We start from the raw sequence: 16,647 nt of genomic DNA on the forward strand, positions 1-16,647 counted from the left end.
TGGCGTCAATTCAATGATGTTTGCTTTTAGCAGCAGCGGCGGCACCGGTTTCTGTTGCACTTTCCAGCAGAGCAAGCCGTTCGATGGCAGCTGCTCCAATGGCGAAGCTTTTGGCCGGCATAACCTGTTCGTTGGCTGCGCTGATTCGCGACTGCACTACGTAAAGCCCTTCATCTGTGATCGTGTGAGAGACCGTATAAACGCCTGGAGACGTTTCGGTTGCTTTTACCGTTACGGAAGCGCCCTTCTTGCCCTCTGGCCAAATGATAAATTCGGCTTTATCGGCATTCTCCAGCGGCTTGCCGCCCTTCAAAACTTCTACGGAAAAAACGCTTTGGGCACCCGTCTCAAGCTTCGCGGGCAAATGCAGATTAACGGTTAGATGTGGCGGAAGCCCGCTCTCGTCAGTTGCAGCTGCCCTCGCGGTGCAGCCGCACAGCAAAGCGGCAAGAAGCAGCGGCCATGCCCATACTGCCAAGCGATGAATATTTATTTTCATAATTACATTCTCCTTAGCTTTATACCGAGAACCAGTGCCGAAGCGGCTTTATTCTGCGGAGGATGAATAGATCAAGCAAAAGTACGACAAGAATGGACAGACCGACTAGCGGCATGATTGCTCCGCATACAAGCATGATGAGAAGCACGCCAATCGTTATTTTATTACTCTTCGGTTTGGCTGGAGCGCCAAGCTTACCTTCAGGCTTGCGTTTGCGCCACATTACATAAGAGCTCAAAGCTACCAAGATCAACCCCAAGCATGCAACGAGTCCGAGCAATTGATTGGCAAGACCAAAGAGTCTTCCTTCATGGAAGGCTATGCCGTACGAAATAGTTTTGGCCATGATCCCGTAATCTGCAAAGCGGACATCCGTCAAAACTGCGCCGCTATATTGATCTAAGTGAAGTGTAGCGTTGTTACCGGGCTTCGTATGTGAGGTCGAGACGGTGAATACTCCAGTCTCACCTTTTGGCATTGTGATCGTGTATGGCTTTAGAACGTCCTTTTGATTAGCGATTGTTTCAATATCGTTGACGCTTAACCGTATATAGCCTCCGCTTGCGGAAGCTGGGACAGGAAGATTCTCAGCTGCCCATGGCAAATCCTCTGCAATATCCTTGGCGACGGTCACCGACTCTGGTTTTTCACCGAAGCTGTATGCGAAGGGAGGGGCGTTCGTATTCGTCGAATTTGCCAGCTTATCAATTTGCCCGCCCATAATGCCCGACCAAGGCAAACCGCTGGCTATGATCGCAAGCAGCACAAGGGAGAGCCAGAATGCGGGTACGGCATGCAGATCGCGCCAGAAGAGGCGGCTTCCCGGCTTGCTGAGCCTTGGGAGAATGGTTCCCCATATGGCTGATTTGTTTCGCGGCCACCACAAATATAAGCCTGTCAACAGCAGGATGATTGCCCAGCATGCAGCAAGCTCAACAAGCCGATTGGCAAACGTCCCGCCAACAACAAGCTCGCTATGCAGCTTTTTGAAAAACGCGGTGAATGTTTTGTCGCTGTTAATCATGCCCAGCACATTGCCTGTGTAAGGATCAACGTACATTGTAGTAGAGGTTTCATTGCGTTTGACTGACATTTTGTAACTGGAATCTGGCTTGTCGCTGAGCGTAATGGAGGAAATCGTGGTGCCCGGATAAGCTTTAACCGTTTTCTCCATAATGTCCTCAGGTGACAGCGGTGTCGTTCCGACCTCGCGAACCGTCAGCATATCCTTATACAGATATCCCTCAATTTGCGGCTTAAATAAATAAACGGCACCGCTGAACGCTAAAATAATTAAAAAAGGCGCGAAAATAATACCTGCATAAAAATGCCATCTCCATACGGATTGGTAAATGGCTTGACGCAATCCTGTAGAGGCTTTGCTTTTCAATTCGGGCTCAGATGTGTTCAACTTCTCTAATGGCATAGCACTCATATTGTTAACCCCGTTCCAGTAATAATAAAAATCTCATTTATTATAACGTTGTCGCTGCAGGAAGCGGATGACTCGAAAGGGCTATTCAATTGAAATAATGATTTTCACAAAAAAAATCGGAGCCTCCATTTGAGAGCTCCTTGTCATGGGAGAGAGATAAATAGATAAATAGCCAAATAAATTTCTGATTCTCTTTTTTACATTTGCCCGATCGGGAGAAATAAAAAGGAGAAATAAAAAGTCGTTAAATTAATAGTGGAAAGTCGGTTCAAGAGCGGTCGTGCGCGTTTGGAGGCTTTAAGATTGAAGATAGGTTTATAGATTGGTTGCGATTGTCCGAAAGATGCCGACTCACAACATGACAGGGGGGATTATGCTTTGAAACAGTTACCTTATATCCATAAAGAGAAGCGCTTCGGCGTTGATCATTGAAGCTTATAAATATGAGGAAAAATGGTAATGACAAGGGTTTGATGAGATTTGGCATACCATTGATATACCAAAGAAGACGGGAGAGTAAGAATAGGCCTGTCTTCTTTTGCTGTATAATAAAGGGATGAGGGAGGCATGCCTGTGAAAGGTTTTTTTAAGGAATGGTCTTGGCGCTCCATACGTACGAGATTGGCCATTAGCGTATTAGCCGTTACTTTGCCATTGATTGCCTTGTTGCTGTATAACAGCTTTTATTCTATTAATGTCGTACGGAATCAGGTGGCAGGCTCAAACAAAAACATGTTGACCCTATATATGGACCAAATCGACATAAATTTAGAAGACGTTGATCAGTATCTGAACAATTTAGTTGCAATCGACACGGATTTGCTAGTCATGGGGCTGCCTGTATCCGACCAGGATTACAACATGGCTAAGCTCAGTTTGTTCAGTAAGCTGACTGAGAAAATTCCGATTTATAAATCTATTGATGCTTTCTTTGTTTATTCGGTGAGCAGACATGATTATATAAGTGCATATCGTCAGGTAGGCACTTTCAAAGAAAGAGCGGAAATTCAGGAATATCTGACGAATCTATTGCATGATAGCCCGGACGGCGATTCTATCGGCAGCAAGAGCTGGTACGTGAAGCAAATTGGCCAATCCTTTTATTTGTTTCATATTTTCAAATCGGGTGACAGCTATATCGGAAGCTGGGTCAATACGAAGCGTTTGGTCGGCGCGTTGGGCTTAATCGATCTTGGAGAAAAGGGCAGATCGCTGTTATCGACGGATCATGGGGTTCCGCTGACGGAGGCTGATTTTATTCGCGAGAATGGTATCGAATTGGATCGGGATCTGGACAATTATTATTTAACAGGAAGCAATAGTCGGTATTTACTCGTGGGTGCCAAATCAAGAAAAGGTAACATTAACCTACTAGCCGTCATTCCCGATGAGAAAATATTGGAGAATCTACCTTACCTGAGAAAAATTATTATGTTTGTTTCCATCTGTTCTCTTATCATTTTACCGGTCGGTTCTTTGCTTTTGAGAAAAATGATTCTGATTCCACTGAACCGTATCCTGATGGTAATGAAGCGAATCAAAGAAGGCAATATGGACGTTCGGATAAATCAATCTGCAGGTGTTGATGAGTTCCAAATTGTTAATGAAACCTTCAATAAGATGATGGCCCAAATACAGCAGCTTCACGCGAATGTCTATGAGGAGCAGCTAAACAAGCAGAAAGCAGAGCTTCAGCATCTGCAGCTTCAAATCAATCCGCATTTCTTCATGAATTCATTAAACATTATGTTTAGCTTGGCCCAAACGAAAAACTTCGAGCTTATTCAAGAATTGTCCTTGTGTCTTGTTACCTATTTCCGATATATGTTCCGGACCAATCTGAATTTCGTTCAGCTTAGGCAGGAGCTCGATCATACCCGTAACTATATTCGCATTCAGGAATTGCGATATCCGAATAGTCTTTGCGGACGGATTGAGGTGCCTGACTTTCTTCTCGAAACTAGCGTGCCTCCGCTTTTCATTCAGTCGTTCGTGGAGAATACCGTAAAACATGCGATGACGTTGGATGGGCCGATTGAGATCATCATTCGAATCGATCTGTTAGATACGGGAGGAAGTCCATATATACGCGCAGTGATAGAGGATACCGGGAAAGGATTTCCGGAAGATATTTTAAGCAAGTTGAACGAGGGGGGCAGAATGACGAACGAACAGGGAGAGCATATCGGAATATGGAATGTGCAGCAGCGTCTAGCCCTGCTTTATAATGGACAAGCGAGTATCGCATTTATGAATAGAAAAACTGGCGGGGCTAGCGTGGTCATTCTGTTGCCGCTTCAAGAGCATAACGGCTAGAAGAGGAAGGAGCGTTGACATGTATTCATTACTTATCGTTGATGATGAGGTTCATGCGGTCAAAGGCATTGAATCCGCGATTGATTGGGAGAAGCTCCAAGTTACATCGCTCTATGCGGCATATAATATTCGTCAGGCAAAGGAAGTATATGACAACCACCCCATCGATATTATGCTGTGCGATATTGAGATGCCGCAAGGCAGCGGTCTTGAACTGCTGACTTGGGTCAGGAAGCATTATCCACATACAGAATCGGTTTTCCTGACCTGCCATGCGGATTTCGAATATGCTAAGCAAGCTATGCAATTAGGAAGTCTGGACTATATCCTTAAGCCAATCCCATATGCGGAACTCGAGAAGGTTATCATCAAAGCGATTAATAAAATCAACACGAACAATGAACTTACAGAGTTTAGCCGTTACGGTCAATACTGGTTCCAGCAGCAGCCGCTTCTGACTGAACAGTTCTGGCTTGATATATTAAATCAGACTATTTCTTCTAATGAAGCTGCCATTCGCAAAGCTGCAGCTGACCGTAATCTTCCTTATCTCGAAGGCGCTCGTTATTTACCGGTACTCATCAGCATTCAGAGATGGCATAAGTATCTGTCGGTGCGCGATGAGAAAATAATGGAATTTGCCCTGCGCAATGCGGCGAATGAAGCGATTCTGGAGCAAGGAAAGATTGGACACCTGATTCAGCGTGGAAAAGGAAAGCTCATTGCGTTAATTTCCGTAGAAATTGGCGTGGATCTTGATCTAGCGGCGATCAAAGCCGGATGTGCTTCATATATTTCCACTTGCAACACCTATTTCTATTGCGATCTTTCCTGTTATGTCGGGAAGATGGTACATGCTCATGAATTGTCAGCTATGGCTGATAAGCTGGCTGCTGCAGAGAGAGATAATGTCGCACTAGATAACAAAGTGTTCGTGTTAGACGGGCGCTTTCCATCATCCAATACGTTCAATATGCCGAATATGAGCGTCTGGGCCGTGTTGTTAAAGGATGGGGAAACAGATAAATTGATTTCCAAGATTGCAGGTTATTTGGATAATCAAGTACGTGCGGATTGTCTGGATGCTAACCTGCTTCATCAATTTCATCAGGATCTATTACAAATGGTCTATTCTATATTTCAGATGAAGGGGATTCGGGCTCATCAACTGTTAAATGATTCGGTTTCTATGGAGCTTTCGCAACAAGCGACTCGTTCACTCATGGACATGCTTGTGTGGATCAAGCATATTTTGTGGAAGTCCACGGAGTATGCCAAGACGGTAGAAGAGACGCAAACCGTCGTAGATCGCGTTATTGCCTACATTGAGTTGAACAAGAATAAGGAGCTGTTGCGAGAGGACATTGCGAACCATGTGTTTCTGAATCCGGACTATTTGACACGAATTTTCAAGAAGGAAACCGGGCTGGGCATTTCCGAGTATATTTTACGAGAGCGCTTGAATTTGGCGAAAAATTTGCTTCTCCATTCGGAGTTGTCTGTAAGCGCTGTAGCAGCGCATGTTGGATACTCCAATTTTTCTCACTTTTCAAGAATCTTTAAGAAGCATACAGGTAAGAACCCCTTGGATTATCGACATACCGGCGCGTCTGAATCTGCAAGCGAATAAAGTCGGATTGTGCATATTGAAAAGTCGGATTTAGAGCAGTTATACGTATCGGACTTGTATACAATCAAGTTAGGTTCAGTGGCTGATACAAACCAGTACGTGGCCACCGAATCCAAACCTATTATAGTAACGGGGGAGTAACATGAGAAAACGGGTGGGTTGGTTTAGTATGATTTTGGCGTTAAGCCTGTTGCTTGGCGCTTGCGGTTCGAACAGTGCAAATAACGGAAATACCAACAAGGGCAATGAAAGTTCCGCTCCTGCTGCGTCTAACGAAGCAAACAAATCGAATGAAACGCCGTATGAGTTAACAATTGCGTTCATCACATTCGGCAACACGCCAGCGGACATTGAGCAAGTGCAGGCGGAAATTAGCAAGCTTGCGCAGGAAAAGATTAACGCGACCGTAAAGCTGCTGCCGATAGCGATCGGCTCATGGAATCAACAAATGAATCTTATGCTGACGAGTAATGAGAAGCTAGATCTGATCGTTACAGGCTCCAGTCCCACGTTCGGCTACGGTCCTCAGGTAGCAAAGGGTCAACTGCTTCCACTGGATGATCTGGTCTCTCAATACGGGCAAGATATTAAGAGCGCTGTAGGCGAAGAATTTATGAAAGCAAGTAATATCGGCGGTAAAATTTACGGTATACCGAGTATCCGCGATCTAGCGGTAAACTATGGCGTTTTAATGCGTAAAGATATCGCGGATAAGTACAACATCGATATGGGCGCAATGAGATCGCTTGATGATTTGGAAGCAGCCATGAAAACTATTAAAGCGGGAGAGCCGAATACGGCTGTTATTGCTCCTGGATCTGCGGGTAACTCCATTGTTGATTATTTGATGGGAGATATCGACAAGCTAGGTGACTCCTTTGGTGTTCTTTTGAACAATGGATCGGATCTAAAGGTTGTCAATTGGTACGAAACGCCGCAATATGCGGAGCTCGTGAAGCGTGTGAGAGGCTGGTACAATGCGGGGTATATTCTTAAAGATGCAGCTACGAACAAGGAAAGCATCGGGGATTTAATCAAGGGTCAAAGGACACTTGCGTATGTAGCTAACCTTAAGCCGGGGATTGAGTCGCAAGAAAGCCGATTGACAGGAACGGAGATCGTAAGGGCGAATCTGACCGAACCTCTAGCTAAAACCGAAACCGTAACGAATATTATGTGGGCAATACCGCGCAACTCCAGCAATCCGGAGAGAGCTATGCAGTTTCTGAACCTTATGTATTCTGATAAGCCAATCATTAACCTGTTCGATTGGGGTATCGAGGGCAAACATTATGTGAAGACGGCTACGGATAATGTCATTAAATATCCGGATGGTGTTGACGCGTCGAACAGCGGTTACAACTTGAATATGGGTTGGTTGTTCGGTAATCAGTTCCTTTCGCATACATTCGAAGGTGACGATCCGGGTATCTGGAACAAACTGGACGAGTTTAACAAGTCTGCGATTAAATCCAAAGCACTTGGTTTTACATTCGATACCACTTCGGTCAAGACGGAATATGCAGCCGTTGTGAATGTAGTGAATCAGAATAAGCTGGGGCTTGAAACCGGGACGCTTGATCCAGATAAGACGCTTCCAGATTTTATTGCCAAGCTTAAGGCCGCAGGTATCGACAAGATTATTGCCGAGAAACAGAAACAATTAGACGCTTGGGCTAGCAATAAATAATTAAACTGGTTCGTTCATTAGATCGGGATAGGCGATGTTTTGTTGTATCCGAAAAAAACAGGGTTTTTAAGTTGATTTTGTCGACTTAGATGCCCTGTTTTTCTTTATTCACGGGCTCTAGTCGTCGTAACAAGTCCATGGCAAGTTGAGGACGGCGAAGTTGCTTATACTTATCCTTCAACCGTGAAAGCTTGTCGTAAAAGCGCAAGTAAAAGGTCGGCGGAGCGGTAGTTGGCCCCCTCTGGTTAATCTATCATAAAGGTATAAACACAGTGCAACGCACAAGCTGAAGGATAAGGAAGGGATCTTAGGATGGAACAGACAAAGAAGAGTGCATTTATTAGGAAGTATGCAAGATATGCTCCGCTGTTTCTGATGATGCTGCCGGGAGTGCTCTATTTGGTACTCAACAATTATTTGCCGATGTTCGGACTCATTATTGCTTTTAAGGATGTCAATTTTGCTAAGGGGATACTCGGAAGCGACTGGATTGGCTTCAGTAACTTCGAATATTTATTTAAGACAAGAGACGCATACATCATTACCCGTAATACGCTGTTATACAATGGCGGCTTTATTGCAGTCAATTTGGTCGTCGCTGTAGGAATTGCAATATTGCTAAATGAAGTCAAAAACAAGTTTATGGCAAGATTCTATCAGAGCGTTGTGTTATTGCCATACTTGATCTCAATGGTTATCGTAAGTTACCTTGTCTACGCGATGCTCAGTATCGAGACGGGTTTCATGAACAAAACGGTACTGCCGATGCTGGGGATGAGTGAGATTTCCTGGTACAGCGAAGCGAAGTACTGGCCCTATATTCTGAATTTCGTTCATGTTTGGAAGAGTGCAGGTTTCCTATGCGTTGTGTACCTGGCGGCGATAATTGGCATCGATCAGGAATATTATGAGGCAGCGACTCTTGATGGAGCTACGAAATGGCAGCAAATCCGGGCGATTACGCTGCCTCTGATCTCGCCGGTCATCACAATGATGACACTGCTGGCAATCGGACGGATTTTTTATTCGGATTTCGGCTTGTTCTACCAAGTGCCGATGGATGCAGGCGCCTTGAGTGATACGACAAACGTAATAGATACCTATGTATACCGCGGATTGATGCAACTTGGGGATATCGGAATGTCGTCAGCGGCTGGCTTGTATCAATCGCTTGTAGGTTTCGTGCTGGTGCTCTTGTCCAATTACCTCGTTCGCAAAATAAATAAAGATAATGCCTTATTCTAGAAGGGAGTGTATATAAGATGAATATTGAGAATCGCGTGTGGCAATGGACAGGCCATCTTATCATGATTGTTGTAGCCGCTGCTTGCATAGTCCCGTTCGTTCTTCTGTTTATCTCCTCCATAACGGATGAGAAAATAATTATTCAGAACGGATATTCGTTCTTTCCGTCACAATTAAGCGGTACCGCCTATGTGTACTTATGGAACCAACAGGAGCAAATTTTACGTGCCTATGGCGTAACAGTGTTGGTTACGCTGATCGGAACGACCGCCAGTCTGATCATTACTTCTCTGCTAGCCTATCCCTTGTCCCGGCGGGACATTCCGCATCATAATCTATTGGCGTTCTTCGTGTTTTTCACCCTGCTGTTTAACGGAGGACTTGTCCCGACCTATCTAATTTATACACAGTATCTGGATATTAAAAATACGTTGTGGGCTTTGATCGTCCCGGGCTTGCTTATGAATGGTTTCAATGTCCTGCTGATGAGAACCTTCTTCAAGACTTCCATACCTGTTGCAGTGCTAGAATCCGCCTATATCGACGGTGCGGGCGAATTCAGAACTTTCCGATCTATCGTTATGCCGTTATCGCTTCCTATTATGGCAACGATAGGATTGTTTCAGACGATCGGCTACTGGAACGATTGGTTTAACGGACTTGTTTATTTGAACGATCCCAAACTGTTCAGCATTCAAAATATTCTTAACCGGATACTTACGGATATCCAATTCCTTACTAACGGCAGCTTGAGCACGAATGCCAGTCAAGGTTTGGAGGCACTGCCGAGCGCAACTGTGCGGATGGCTATTGCCGTCATTGGTGTCTTACCCATACTGATAGCCTATCCGTTTTTCCAAAAGTATTTTGTAAAAGGGATAACAATCGGTGCCGTAAAAGGGTGAGTATACACCGGTTGCTGAGGAATAACGACGAGAATGATAAACCATTAGGGAGGATCATGCTATGAACTTTCGAAATCCGATAATAAGCGGGTTCCATCCGGATCCGAGCATTTGCAGAGTGGGATCTGATTTTTATTTGGTGACCAGCTCCTTCGAATACTTTCCGGGTGTTCCAATCTTCCGCAGCGAGGATTTGGTGAATTGGCGACAAATTGGACATTGCCTGACACGGGAGAGTCAGCTGCCCCTACATCAGACTGGAAGCTCGGCAGGTATATTCGCTCCAACGCTGCGGCATCACAATGACCGGTTTTATATGATTACTACAAATGTAACAGCAGGGAAAAACTTCTTTGTTATGTCCGATAAGGCTGAAGGGCCTTGGTCTGAGCCTGTATGGCTGGATTGGGAGGGCATCGATCCCTCCCTCCTGTTCGACGAAGACGGTAAGGTATACATTACCGGAACCGGAGGCTTTGGCAACGGTGATACAGCCGGGATCTATCAGGCTGAAATCGATCTCGAAACGGGTGAGCTGCTTTCGCCCCGTCGATGTATCTGGAGCGGAACGGGAGGTGCTTTTCCGGAAGGGCCTCACCTCTATCGGATATTCGGCAAGTATTATCTCATGATTTCCGAGGGTGGAACTGAATATGGCCACATGGTCACGATTGCGAGGAGTGATTCACCTTACGGCCCGTTCGAGAGTAATCCCGGAAACCCGATTTTGACCCATCGCAGCTGCAAAAGTGATATTCAAGCAACCGGTCATGCCGATTTGGTTCAGATGGAAGACGGAAGCTGGTGGGCGGTCTGTCTGGGCATACGGCCGATTGGTTATCCGTATCACCACCATCTGGGGAGGGAGACTTTTCTAGCCCCCGTTCATTGGTCGGAGGATAAATGGCCTTCGATTGGAGAGAAGGGAATGATCAGTCAACTAATGGATGCTGGTACGCTTTCTCTAAAGCAAGGGGAGCGATGGTGTGAAAGAGATGATTTTAACGAAACCAACCTCGCTCCAACCTGGAACTTTCTACGAAACCCATACGACGGATGCTGGTCGCTTGCAGAGCGTGCCGGATGGCTGACCTTACACGGCTCCGAGATCACCTTGAACGAAGAGGATTCTCCTGCATTTGTGGGACGGCGGCAGCAACACTTCGAATGCTCGGTCTCCACTTTGTTGGAATTTGAGCCTCGTGAAGAGGGGGAAGAAGCGGGTCTTACCGTTTATATGAATGAGCAATTTCATTATGAGATCGCTCTATCCCTTCGTGACGGTAAAAGATGTGTTCTATTCCGTCGCCGTATTGGCTCGTTGTGGAAGGTGGAGTTTGTAAGTGAGTATTCCGATTCAAGCATCATTCTTGGAATCGAAGCCGATTCCAAATATTATAGCTTTACATTCGCTTCACAAGGTAAGGAGACGCAGGTAGCGGGGAAGGCAGAATGCGGGTACCTTGCAACAGAAGTGGCTGGCGGATTTACTGGCGTTTATTTTGGATTGTACGCAACGGGGAACGGAATGGCTTGTAAGGCCCCTGCATATTTTGACCGATTTGATTATATTCCGATAATGGATGCGGATTAGAAGAGGTGAATGCAATGAGCTCAAGGCTGCAGGAACTATTGGCAGGTAAAGGGGGCAATTATCTCCTCCCTTTCCTTTGGCAGAGAGGCGAGGAAGAGGCGGTCATTCGAGAGGAACTGGCTAGGATCGACGAATCTGGAATCAAGGCGGTGTGCATCGAGTCCAGGCCGCATCCCGATTTTCTAGGACCGGGTTGGTGGAAGGATATCGACATCATTATGGATGAGGCCAGGAGTCGCGGAATGCGGGTGTGGGTTTTTGACGATGACCATTTCCCGACTGGACATGCCGCTGGGCGTATGAAAGATGCGGCTCCGCAGCTAAGACGGAGATTTCTAGGGGAGCGTCGTATCGATGCGGTCGGTCCAATGAAGGATGTATCATTCCTGATCAAGCCGTGGCTGCAAGAAGGAGATGTCCTCGTAGCGGCTTTTGCGGTAAATCGTGAACAGGGCAGCGGAGCCTTGATAGGCGAGCCGATCGATGTAGAGGCATATATTAGTCAGGATGTACTCTATTGGGATGTGCCGGACGGCTTCTGGAGTATCTGCATTATGGTGGAAACATCGGAAGGTGCGGACAGCACGAAGCGGGAGTATATTAATCCGATCGTATCCGAATCGACTCAAGTATTGATTGATGCGATATATGAGGTTTATTACGATAGGTACCAAGCCGATTTTGGACAGACGTTTGCCGGTTTTTTCTCAGACGAGCCCGGCTTTTACAATGATCATAATATGTATGACTTTACATCGGTTCCGGGCATGCAGCGTGTCGTGCTGCCTTGGCGTAACGATATGATAACGATTTTGGACGCTGAATTAGATGAATCTTTCAAGCCTTATCTACCTCTTTTATGGCACGATAGCGGGGAAAAGACAGCCACTGCAAGATACATTTATATGAATGTGGTCAGCAAGCTGTATGCACAGCATTTCAGCGGAAAGCTTGGGCAATGGTGCAGAGAGCGCGGTGTGGAATATATCGGCCATATTATTGAAGACAATAATGTTCATGCCCGTCTCGGCTGTGGACCAGGGCATTTTTTTCGTTCTATGTGGGGCCAGGATATGTCGGGCATTGATGTTGTATTACACCAAATTATGCCTGGATTTGATGATACGCCCTTCTCCTGGATTGCCGGAAATACGGACAGCGAGTTTTTTCATTATGGCTTAGCGAAGCTGGGCTCCTCATTGGCGCATATCGACCCGAAGAAGAAGGGAAGAGCAATGTGCGAGATTTTTGGAGCTTATGGTTGGAGCGAGGGGCTTAAACTGATGAAATGGCTGACGGATCATATGCTGGTTCGAGGTATTAATACATTCGTGCCGCATGCCTTTTCCCAGAAGGATTTTCCCGATCAGGACTGTCCTCCTCACTTTTATGCACGCGGCCGCAATCCGCAATACCGCTATTACGCAGAGCTTAACCGTTATACGAACCGGCTTTGCCATTTATTATCAGGCGGGGTACACCGCGCAACCGCTGCGGTTCTCTATCACGCAGAAGCGGAATGGTCGGGAGCAAGCATGCTGTTCCAGAAGCCGGTCAAGATGCTGCTTCAAGCGCAAATTGATTGCGATGTGGTGCCGGCGGACAGCATTATCACCGATGCGGCTATATCGGAAGGCAGGCTTGCACTTGCAGCAGAGGAATACGGTTGCGTCGTCGTTCCTTATGCGGAGGCGCTTCCAATCCGATTGCTGGAAAAGCTATACGCCATGGCTGACAAAGGCTTGCCCGTTATTTGGGTGGACGCGCTTCCGAGTCGTTCCAGCGAAGGGATGGATAGCACTGTCATCCTAGAGCATTTATCGCTTCATGCGAATGTGCATGTCGTTGCCTTACAAGAGCTTGCAATTAGTTTGAAGAAGCTTGGCTTATACGAGATTGAGGTCGGAGGCGCTCACCCTTACTTAAGAAACTATCATTATGAGCATCCGGACTGTCATGTGTATCTATTTTTTAATGAGCATCCGTATGACAAGATCAGCACAAGAGTCGTTATTCCCGGGTATGCTCAGGCAGTCATCTACAATGCGTTCGATAATACGGTTACAGCGCTTGAAGCGAAACTCGTTAAGAGCGGGTTGCAGGTGGCGATAAACCTCAGTCCTTATGAGTCGGTTGTTATCATTACAGGTGAGCATCTTCCGAAGGGATTACGTATGGCAGACAGCGTCTCTGATGTTGTAAATGACTTCATTTTGTTAGAAGGCAATTGGAAAGTCGCTACAGCAACCGCCGAGCAATATCCCGATTTCTTGGCGTGGGGCAGCTTGGAGCATCTGAGAAGCATGAGTCACCCAGAGCTGCTTCAAAGGTTCTCCGGTACGATCCGATACGAGCTTGACTTTGAATGGTTTGATGCAGCACAACCTATCTATCTAGACCTAGGAGATGCGTTCGAAACGGCAGAGGTATGGATGAATGGAAAGCGATTAGGTGTCAAGCTTTGCTTGCCCTACCGCTTTGATATAGGAAGCTCAGTTCGACAAGGAATGAACAAGCTAATGATCGAGATTACGAATACGCTCGCGAAGGAGCAGCAGGATTTCTTCTCCCGTTTCATGCAGCAGGAGCCAAGCGGGCTGCTCGGGCCTGTTCGTTTGTTGACAGAGAAGAAATAGAAATAGATGAACGCAGGAGGACATGCTGATCGTGCAGCAGAAGTGCTGTCGCCTTCCACCGCTTTGAAGGACTTCAATGAGAAGTTCAATTTATATGCCCCGCAAGAGATTCACTTTTTTCAAAGTGATCTTCTTGCGGGGTAAAGTTCAAACTCCTTTTAAGGTGATGATTCGTTTATATAACTTCTTTAGATCGATTTTTGAAAGTCTATACAAACTTCCTGCTCGTCTTCTTCCCGTCGCAGCTGAACACGATCTTCTTATCCTCGACGAACGTTTCCAGATGAACGTTTTTACCCCACAGCTGAACGACATAAGGCAGAGTACGCTCGACGTATTTGAGGTCTAATTCCATACCTTCGTATTCATGGATCAGGTAGAGCTCTCCAACGCGGTTGAAATCTCCATCTTTCACCATCAGGCTGGGAAAACCGCCGTTCACCTTGGAATAGACGAGCTGTTCACGGATGTTTTCCCATGATTTATCGGTAATTTTCCACTCGGGACCTTTCTTCTCGAAGATATAGAGGTCGAGATCCTTAACCAACTCCTTCGTTAAATAATTGCGAAGGAAAGAAGTGTCTGAATCCAGTTCCCGAACCTCAAATATTTTGTCTCTTCCTTTGCCAGGGACGCGCCCGAAGCGTGCCTGTTCCTCTTTCGTTGGGTGATCCCAGCGGCGCTCGATGTCCTCGAATATTTTTAATCCTAAATAATAAGGATTCAGGCTGTGCCGAGACGGCTGTACAACGGAGGAGTTCAGCTTGGCGAATTCAATCGTTTCTTCGCTGCTCAGGTCAAGCTCGCGGATAATCCGCTGATGCCAGTACGAAGCCCAGCCTTCGTTCATGATTTTCGTCTCGATTTGCGGCCAGAAATAGAGCATTTCATCTCTCAGCATCGATAAAATATCACGCTGCCAATCCTCTAAGGTTGGTGAGTACTCCTCGATGAACCATACGACATCTTTTTCCGGCCTAGGCGGGAACCGTTTGGCATCGGCTGCCTGGGATGCAGCAGCCGACGCTGCGGTGGCCGTTCGCTCCGGATCTAAATCCCAGATATCATCATACTTGGATGCTGGAATATTCCACTCGGAACGCTCGCTGTCTTTTTGCACCATTTCAATATATCTCTTTTTATCCAGCTGATAGGGCTTAATGAGCGTCGGGTCGACATGCTCCTGGATGGCGAGAATCGCATCAATAAATTTCTCGACGGCCTCCGTGCCATGGTCCATTTCATATTGATGGATGCGATCGGCCGTTGCGGACATGCTCTCGACCATGTTGCGGTTCGTTACACCGAAGCGGGCGTTGTTTTTGAAAAAATCGCAGTGCGCGAGCACGTGAGCGACGATAAGCTTGTTTTGGATCAGAGAATTGCCTTCAAGAAGGAAAGCGTAGCAGGGGTTTGAATTAATGACGAGCTCATAAATCTTACTAAGACCGAAATCGTATTGAAGCTTCATTTTATTGAACGTTTTTCCAAAGCTCCAGTGACTAAATCTTGTCGGCATACCGTAAGCGCCAAACGTATAAATGATATCTGCAGGACAAATCTCGTATCGCATTTGGTAAAAATCGAGCCCAAAGCCTTGCGCGATTTCCGTTATTTCATCGATGGATCGCTCCAGCGCGCGAATCTCATCCTGGGTCATCCGTCATCCCTCCGCAATTGGAAATACGATTCATACCATGTTTATGAGCGAGTGGCCAAGGTTATGACGGTATGCGGCATATGGCCCCGTCATTCTCAAAAATGATTTATTTTCATCTTCATTTAAGCCTCCATTCAGATTATTCTCAGAACTTTCCTTTATGCTAGCGATATTGGATAAGCATCCGGGTTCGAAGTCGACTAGCAATCACGACAAATTGAGGAGGGTTTGAGATGATAAATAAAAAAATAATCATAACAGCAGCTGCTATTCTGATCGTTATTAGCGGAGCCGTTTACTATGTGTATGATGGTTTGACAGGCAATCATGTGGAAATTGAAAGTGTCATTGCACAGTCTCCGGCTGAAGATAGCGGCACAGAGGTGGCTGGCAATGCTGGAGAAGGCACGACAACGGAAACAGCTTCGGGTGCTGGTAATGAATCAAGCGGAGCGAGTGCGGGTGAGGCGGCCGGAGTAGACGGAACATGGACGATCGGCTCAGATTCGAAGGTTTATTTTTCGGTTACAACCTCAAGAGACACGGTGAATTACGAACTTGATAAGGTGATGGGCTCATGGACAATCAACTCGGCCGATCCTGCTCAAACGAAGGCTGAGGGCACAGTTGATGTAACGAGCATGGACTCCGGAAATTCTCAAAGAGATCAGCATATTTCGGAAGCCGAATACTTAGATACTGCGCAGTTCCCGAATGCAACCTTCAACGTAACTTCCTTTGAAGGCCTTCCGGCAGAATGGAAATCTGGCGAGGCGTACGATGTGAGCATTACAGGCGATTTAACCGTGAAGGGAATTACGAAGGAAGTCGTATTTACGGGACAAACGATTTACGATCAGGGCTTTTTGAAGCTTGAGGCAAGCACGGTTGTCACATTTGGTGATTTCGGTATGAAAAATCCGCATACGGTCGTTATGGACACGGAAAACAATCTTACTGTGGAGCTTAGGCTGGTATTAAGTAAATAAGGAGGACGATATGCGAAATGCATATCCAACTCGTTGCGGAAAATTAAA

At 46.3% G+C, this 16,647-nt stretch carries 12 protein-coding genes; 9 read left to right on the top strand and 3 right to left on the bottom strand.

The genetic code is table 11. The features are described 5' to 3' along the window. Positions 1-10: 10 nt before the first annotated feature. Positions 11-499 carry a FixH family protein gene (locus AC0YNZ_RS10100; protein ID WP_475826473.1) on the bottom strand — a complete coding sequence of 163 codons (489 nt, stop codon included), beginning with the start codon at positions 497-499 and terminating at the stop codon, positions 11-13. Positions 500-518: 19 nt separating this feature from the next. After that, positions 519-1,934 carry a PepSY-associated TM helix domain-containing protein gene (locus AC0YNZ_RS10105; RefSeq protein WP_475826474.1) on the bottom strand — a complete coding sequence of 472 codons (1,416 nt, stop codon included), beginning with the start codon at positions 1,932-1,934 and terminating at the stop codon, positions 519-521. Positions 1,935-2,507: 573 nt separating this feature from the next. Here AC0YNZ_RS10105 and AC0YNZ_RS10110 point away from each other — a divergent pair. From AC0YNZ_RS10110 to AC0YNZ_RS10145, 8 genes are all read left to right on the top strand, one after another. Continuing rightward, on the top strand, positions 2,508-4,250 hold the full coding sequence (locus tag AC0YNZ_RS10110) for a sensor histidine kinase (RefSeq protein WP_475826475.1): 1,743 nt from the start codon (positions 2,508-2,510) through the stop codon (positions 4,248-4,250). 19 nt (positions 4,251-4,269) lie between these two features. Next, entirely contained in the window at positions 4,270-5,880 is a 1,611-nt protein-coding gene (locus tag AC0YNZ_RS10115; RefSeq protein WP_475826476.1) for a response regulator, read from the top strand. 142 nt (positions 5,881-6,022) lie between these two features. Further along, positions 6,023-7,570: an ABC transporter substrate-binding protein gene (locus AC0YNZ_RS10120; RefSeq protein ID WP_475826477.1), complete on the top strand. Its 1,548-nt coding sequence runs from the start codon at positions 6,023-6,025 to the stop codon at positions 7,568-7,570. A gap of 312 nt (positions 7,571-7,882) precedes the next feature. Next, entirely contained in the window at positions 7,883-8,815 is a 933-nt protein-coding gene (locus tag AC0YNZ_RS10125) for an ABC transporter permease (protein WP_475826478.1), read from the top strand. 17 nt (positions 8,816-8,832) lie between these two features. Beyond that, positions 8,833-9,720, top strand: coding sequence for a carbohydrate ABC transporter permease (locus AC0YNZ_RS10130; protein ID WP_475826479.1), 888 nt, complete (start codon positions 8,833-8,835; stop codon positions 9,718-9,720). A gap of 61 nt (positions 9,721-9,781) precedes the next feature. Beyond that, positions 9,782-11,314 (top strand): glycoside hydrolase family 43 protein, encoded by a 1,533-nt coding sequence (locus AC0YNZ_RS10135; protein WP_475826480.1) that lies wholly within the window; start codon positions 9,782-9,784, stop codon positions 11,312-11,314. Positions 11,315-11,328: 14 nt separating this feature from the next. Beyond that, a complete protein-coding gene (locus tag AC0YNZ_RS10140; protein WP_475826481.1) occupies positions 11,329-13,950 on the top strand; it encodes a glycosylhydrolase-like jelly roll fold domain-containing protein in 2,622 nt (873 codons plus the stop codon). A 6-nt stretch (positions 13,951-13,956) separates the two neighbouring features. Further along, on the top strand, positions 13,957-14,094 hold the full coding sequence (locus AC0YNZ_RS10145) for a hypothetical protein (RefSeq protein ID WP_475826482.1): 138 nt from the start codon (positions 13,957-13,959) through the stop codon (positions 14,092-14,094). A gap of 64 nt (positions 14,095-14,158) precedes the next feature. On the opposite strand, the gene AC0YNZ_RS10150 is transcribed toward AC0YNZ_RS10145, so the two are convergent. Continuing rightward, entirely contained in the window at positions 14,159-15,610 is a 1,452-nt protein-coding gene (locus AC0YNZ_RS10150) for a SpoVR family protein (RefSeq protein WP_110769905.1), read from the bottom strand. A gap of 233 nt (positions 15,611-15,843) precedes the next feature. Between AC0YNZ_RS10150 and AC0YNZ_RS10155 the strand changes: the two genes are divergently transcribed. Continuing rightward, positions 15,844-16,599, top strand: coding sequence for a YceI family protein (locus AC0YNZ_RS10155; protein WP_475826483.1), 756 nt, complete (start codon positions 15,844-15,846; stop codon positions 16,597-16,599). The last annotated feature ends 48 nt before the right edge of the window (positions 16,600-16,647 follow it).

This window comes from Paenibacillus sp. J2L1-98, from assembly GCF_056269405.1.

What these genes read in the sequence shown, in the direction of transcription:
- AC0YNZ_RS10100 (WP_475826473.1), bottom strand. Translation starts at nt 499, where the DNA reads ATGAAAATAAATATTCATCGCTTGGCAGTATGGGCATGGCCGCTGCTT.
- AC0YNZ_RS10105 (WP_475826474.1), bottom strand. Translation starts at nt 1,934, where the DNA reads ATGAGTGCTATGCCATTAGAGAAGTTGAACACATCTGAGCCCGAATTG.
- AC0YNZ_RS10115 (WP_475826476.1), top strand. Translation starts at nt 4,270, where the DNA reads ATGTATTCATTACTTATCGTTGATGATGAGGTTCATGCGGTCAAAGGC.
- AC0YNZ_RS10120 (WP_475826477.1), top strand. Translation starts at nt 6,023, where the DNA reads ATGAGAAAACGGGTGGGTTGGTTTAGTATGATTTTGGCGTTAAGCCTG.
- AC0YNZ_RS10125 (WP_475826478.1), top strand. Translation starts at nt 7,883, where the DNA reads ATGGAACAGACAAAGAAGAGTGCATTTATTAGGAAGTATGCAAGATAT.
- AC0YNZ_RS10130 (WP_475826479.1), top strand. Translation starts at nt 8,833, where the DNA reads ATGAATATTGAGAATCGCGTGTGGCAATGGACAGGCCATCTTATCATG.
- AC0YNZ_RS10135 (WP_475826480.1), top strand. Translation starts at nt 9,782, where the DNA reads ATGAACTTTCGAAATCCGATAATAAGCGGGTTCCATCCGGATCCGAGC.
- AC0YNZ_RS10140 (WP_475826481.1), top strand. Translation starts at nt 11,329, where the DNA reads ATGAGCTCAAGGCTGCAGGAACTATTGGCAGGTAAAGGGGGCAATTAT.
- AC0YNZ_RS10145 (WP_475826482.1), top strand. Translation starts at nt 13,957, where the DNA reads ATGAACGCAGGAGGACATGCTGATCGTGCAGCAGAAGTGCTGTCGCCT.
- AC0YNZ_RS10150 (WP_110769905.1), bottom strand. Translation starts at nt 15,610, where the DNA reads ATGACCCAGGATGAGATTCGCGCGCTGGAGCGATCCATCGATGAAATA.
- AC0YNZ_RS10155 (WP_475826483.1), top strand. Translation starts at nt 15,844, where the DNA reads ATGATAAATAAAAAAATAATCATAACAGCAGCTGCTATTCTGATCGTT.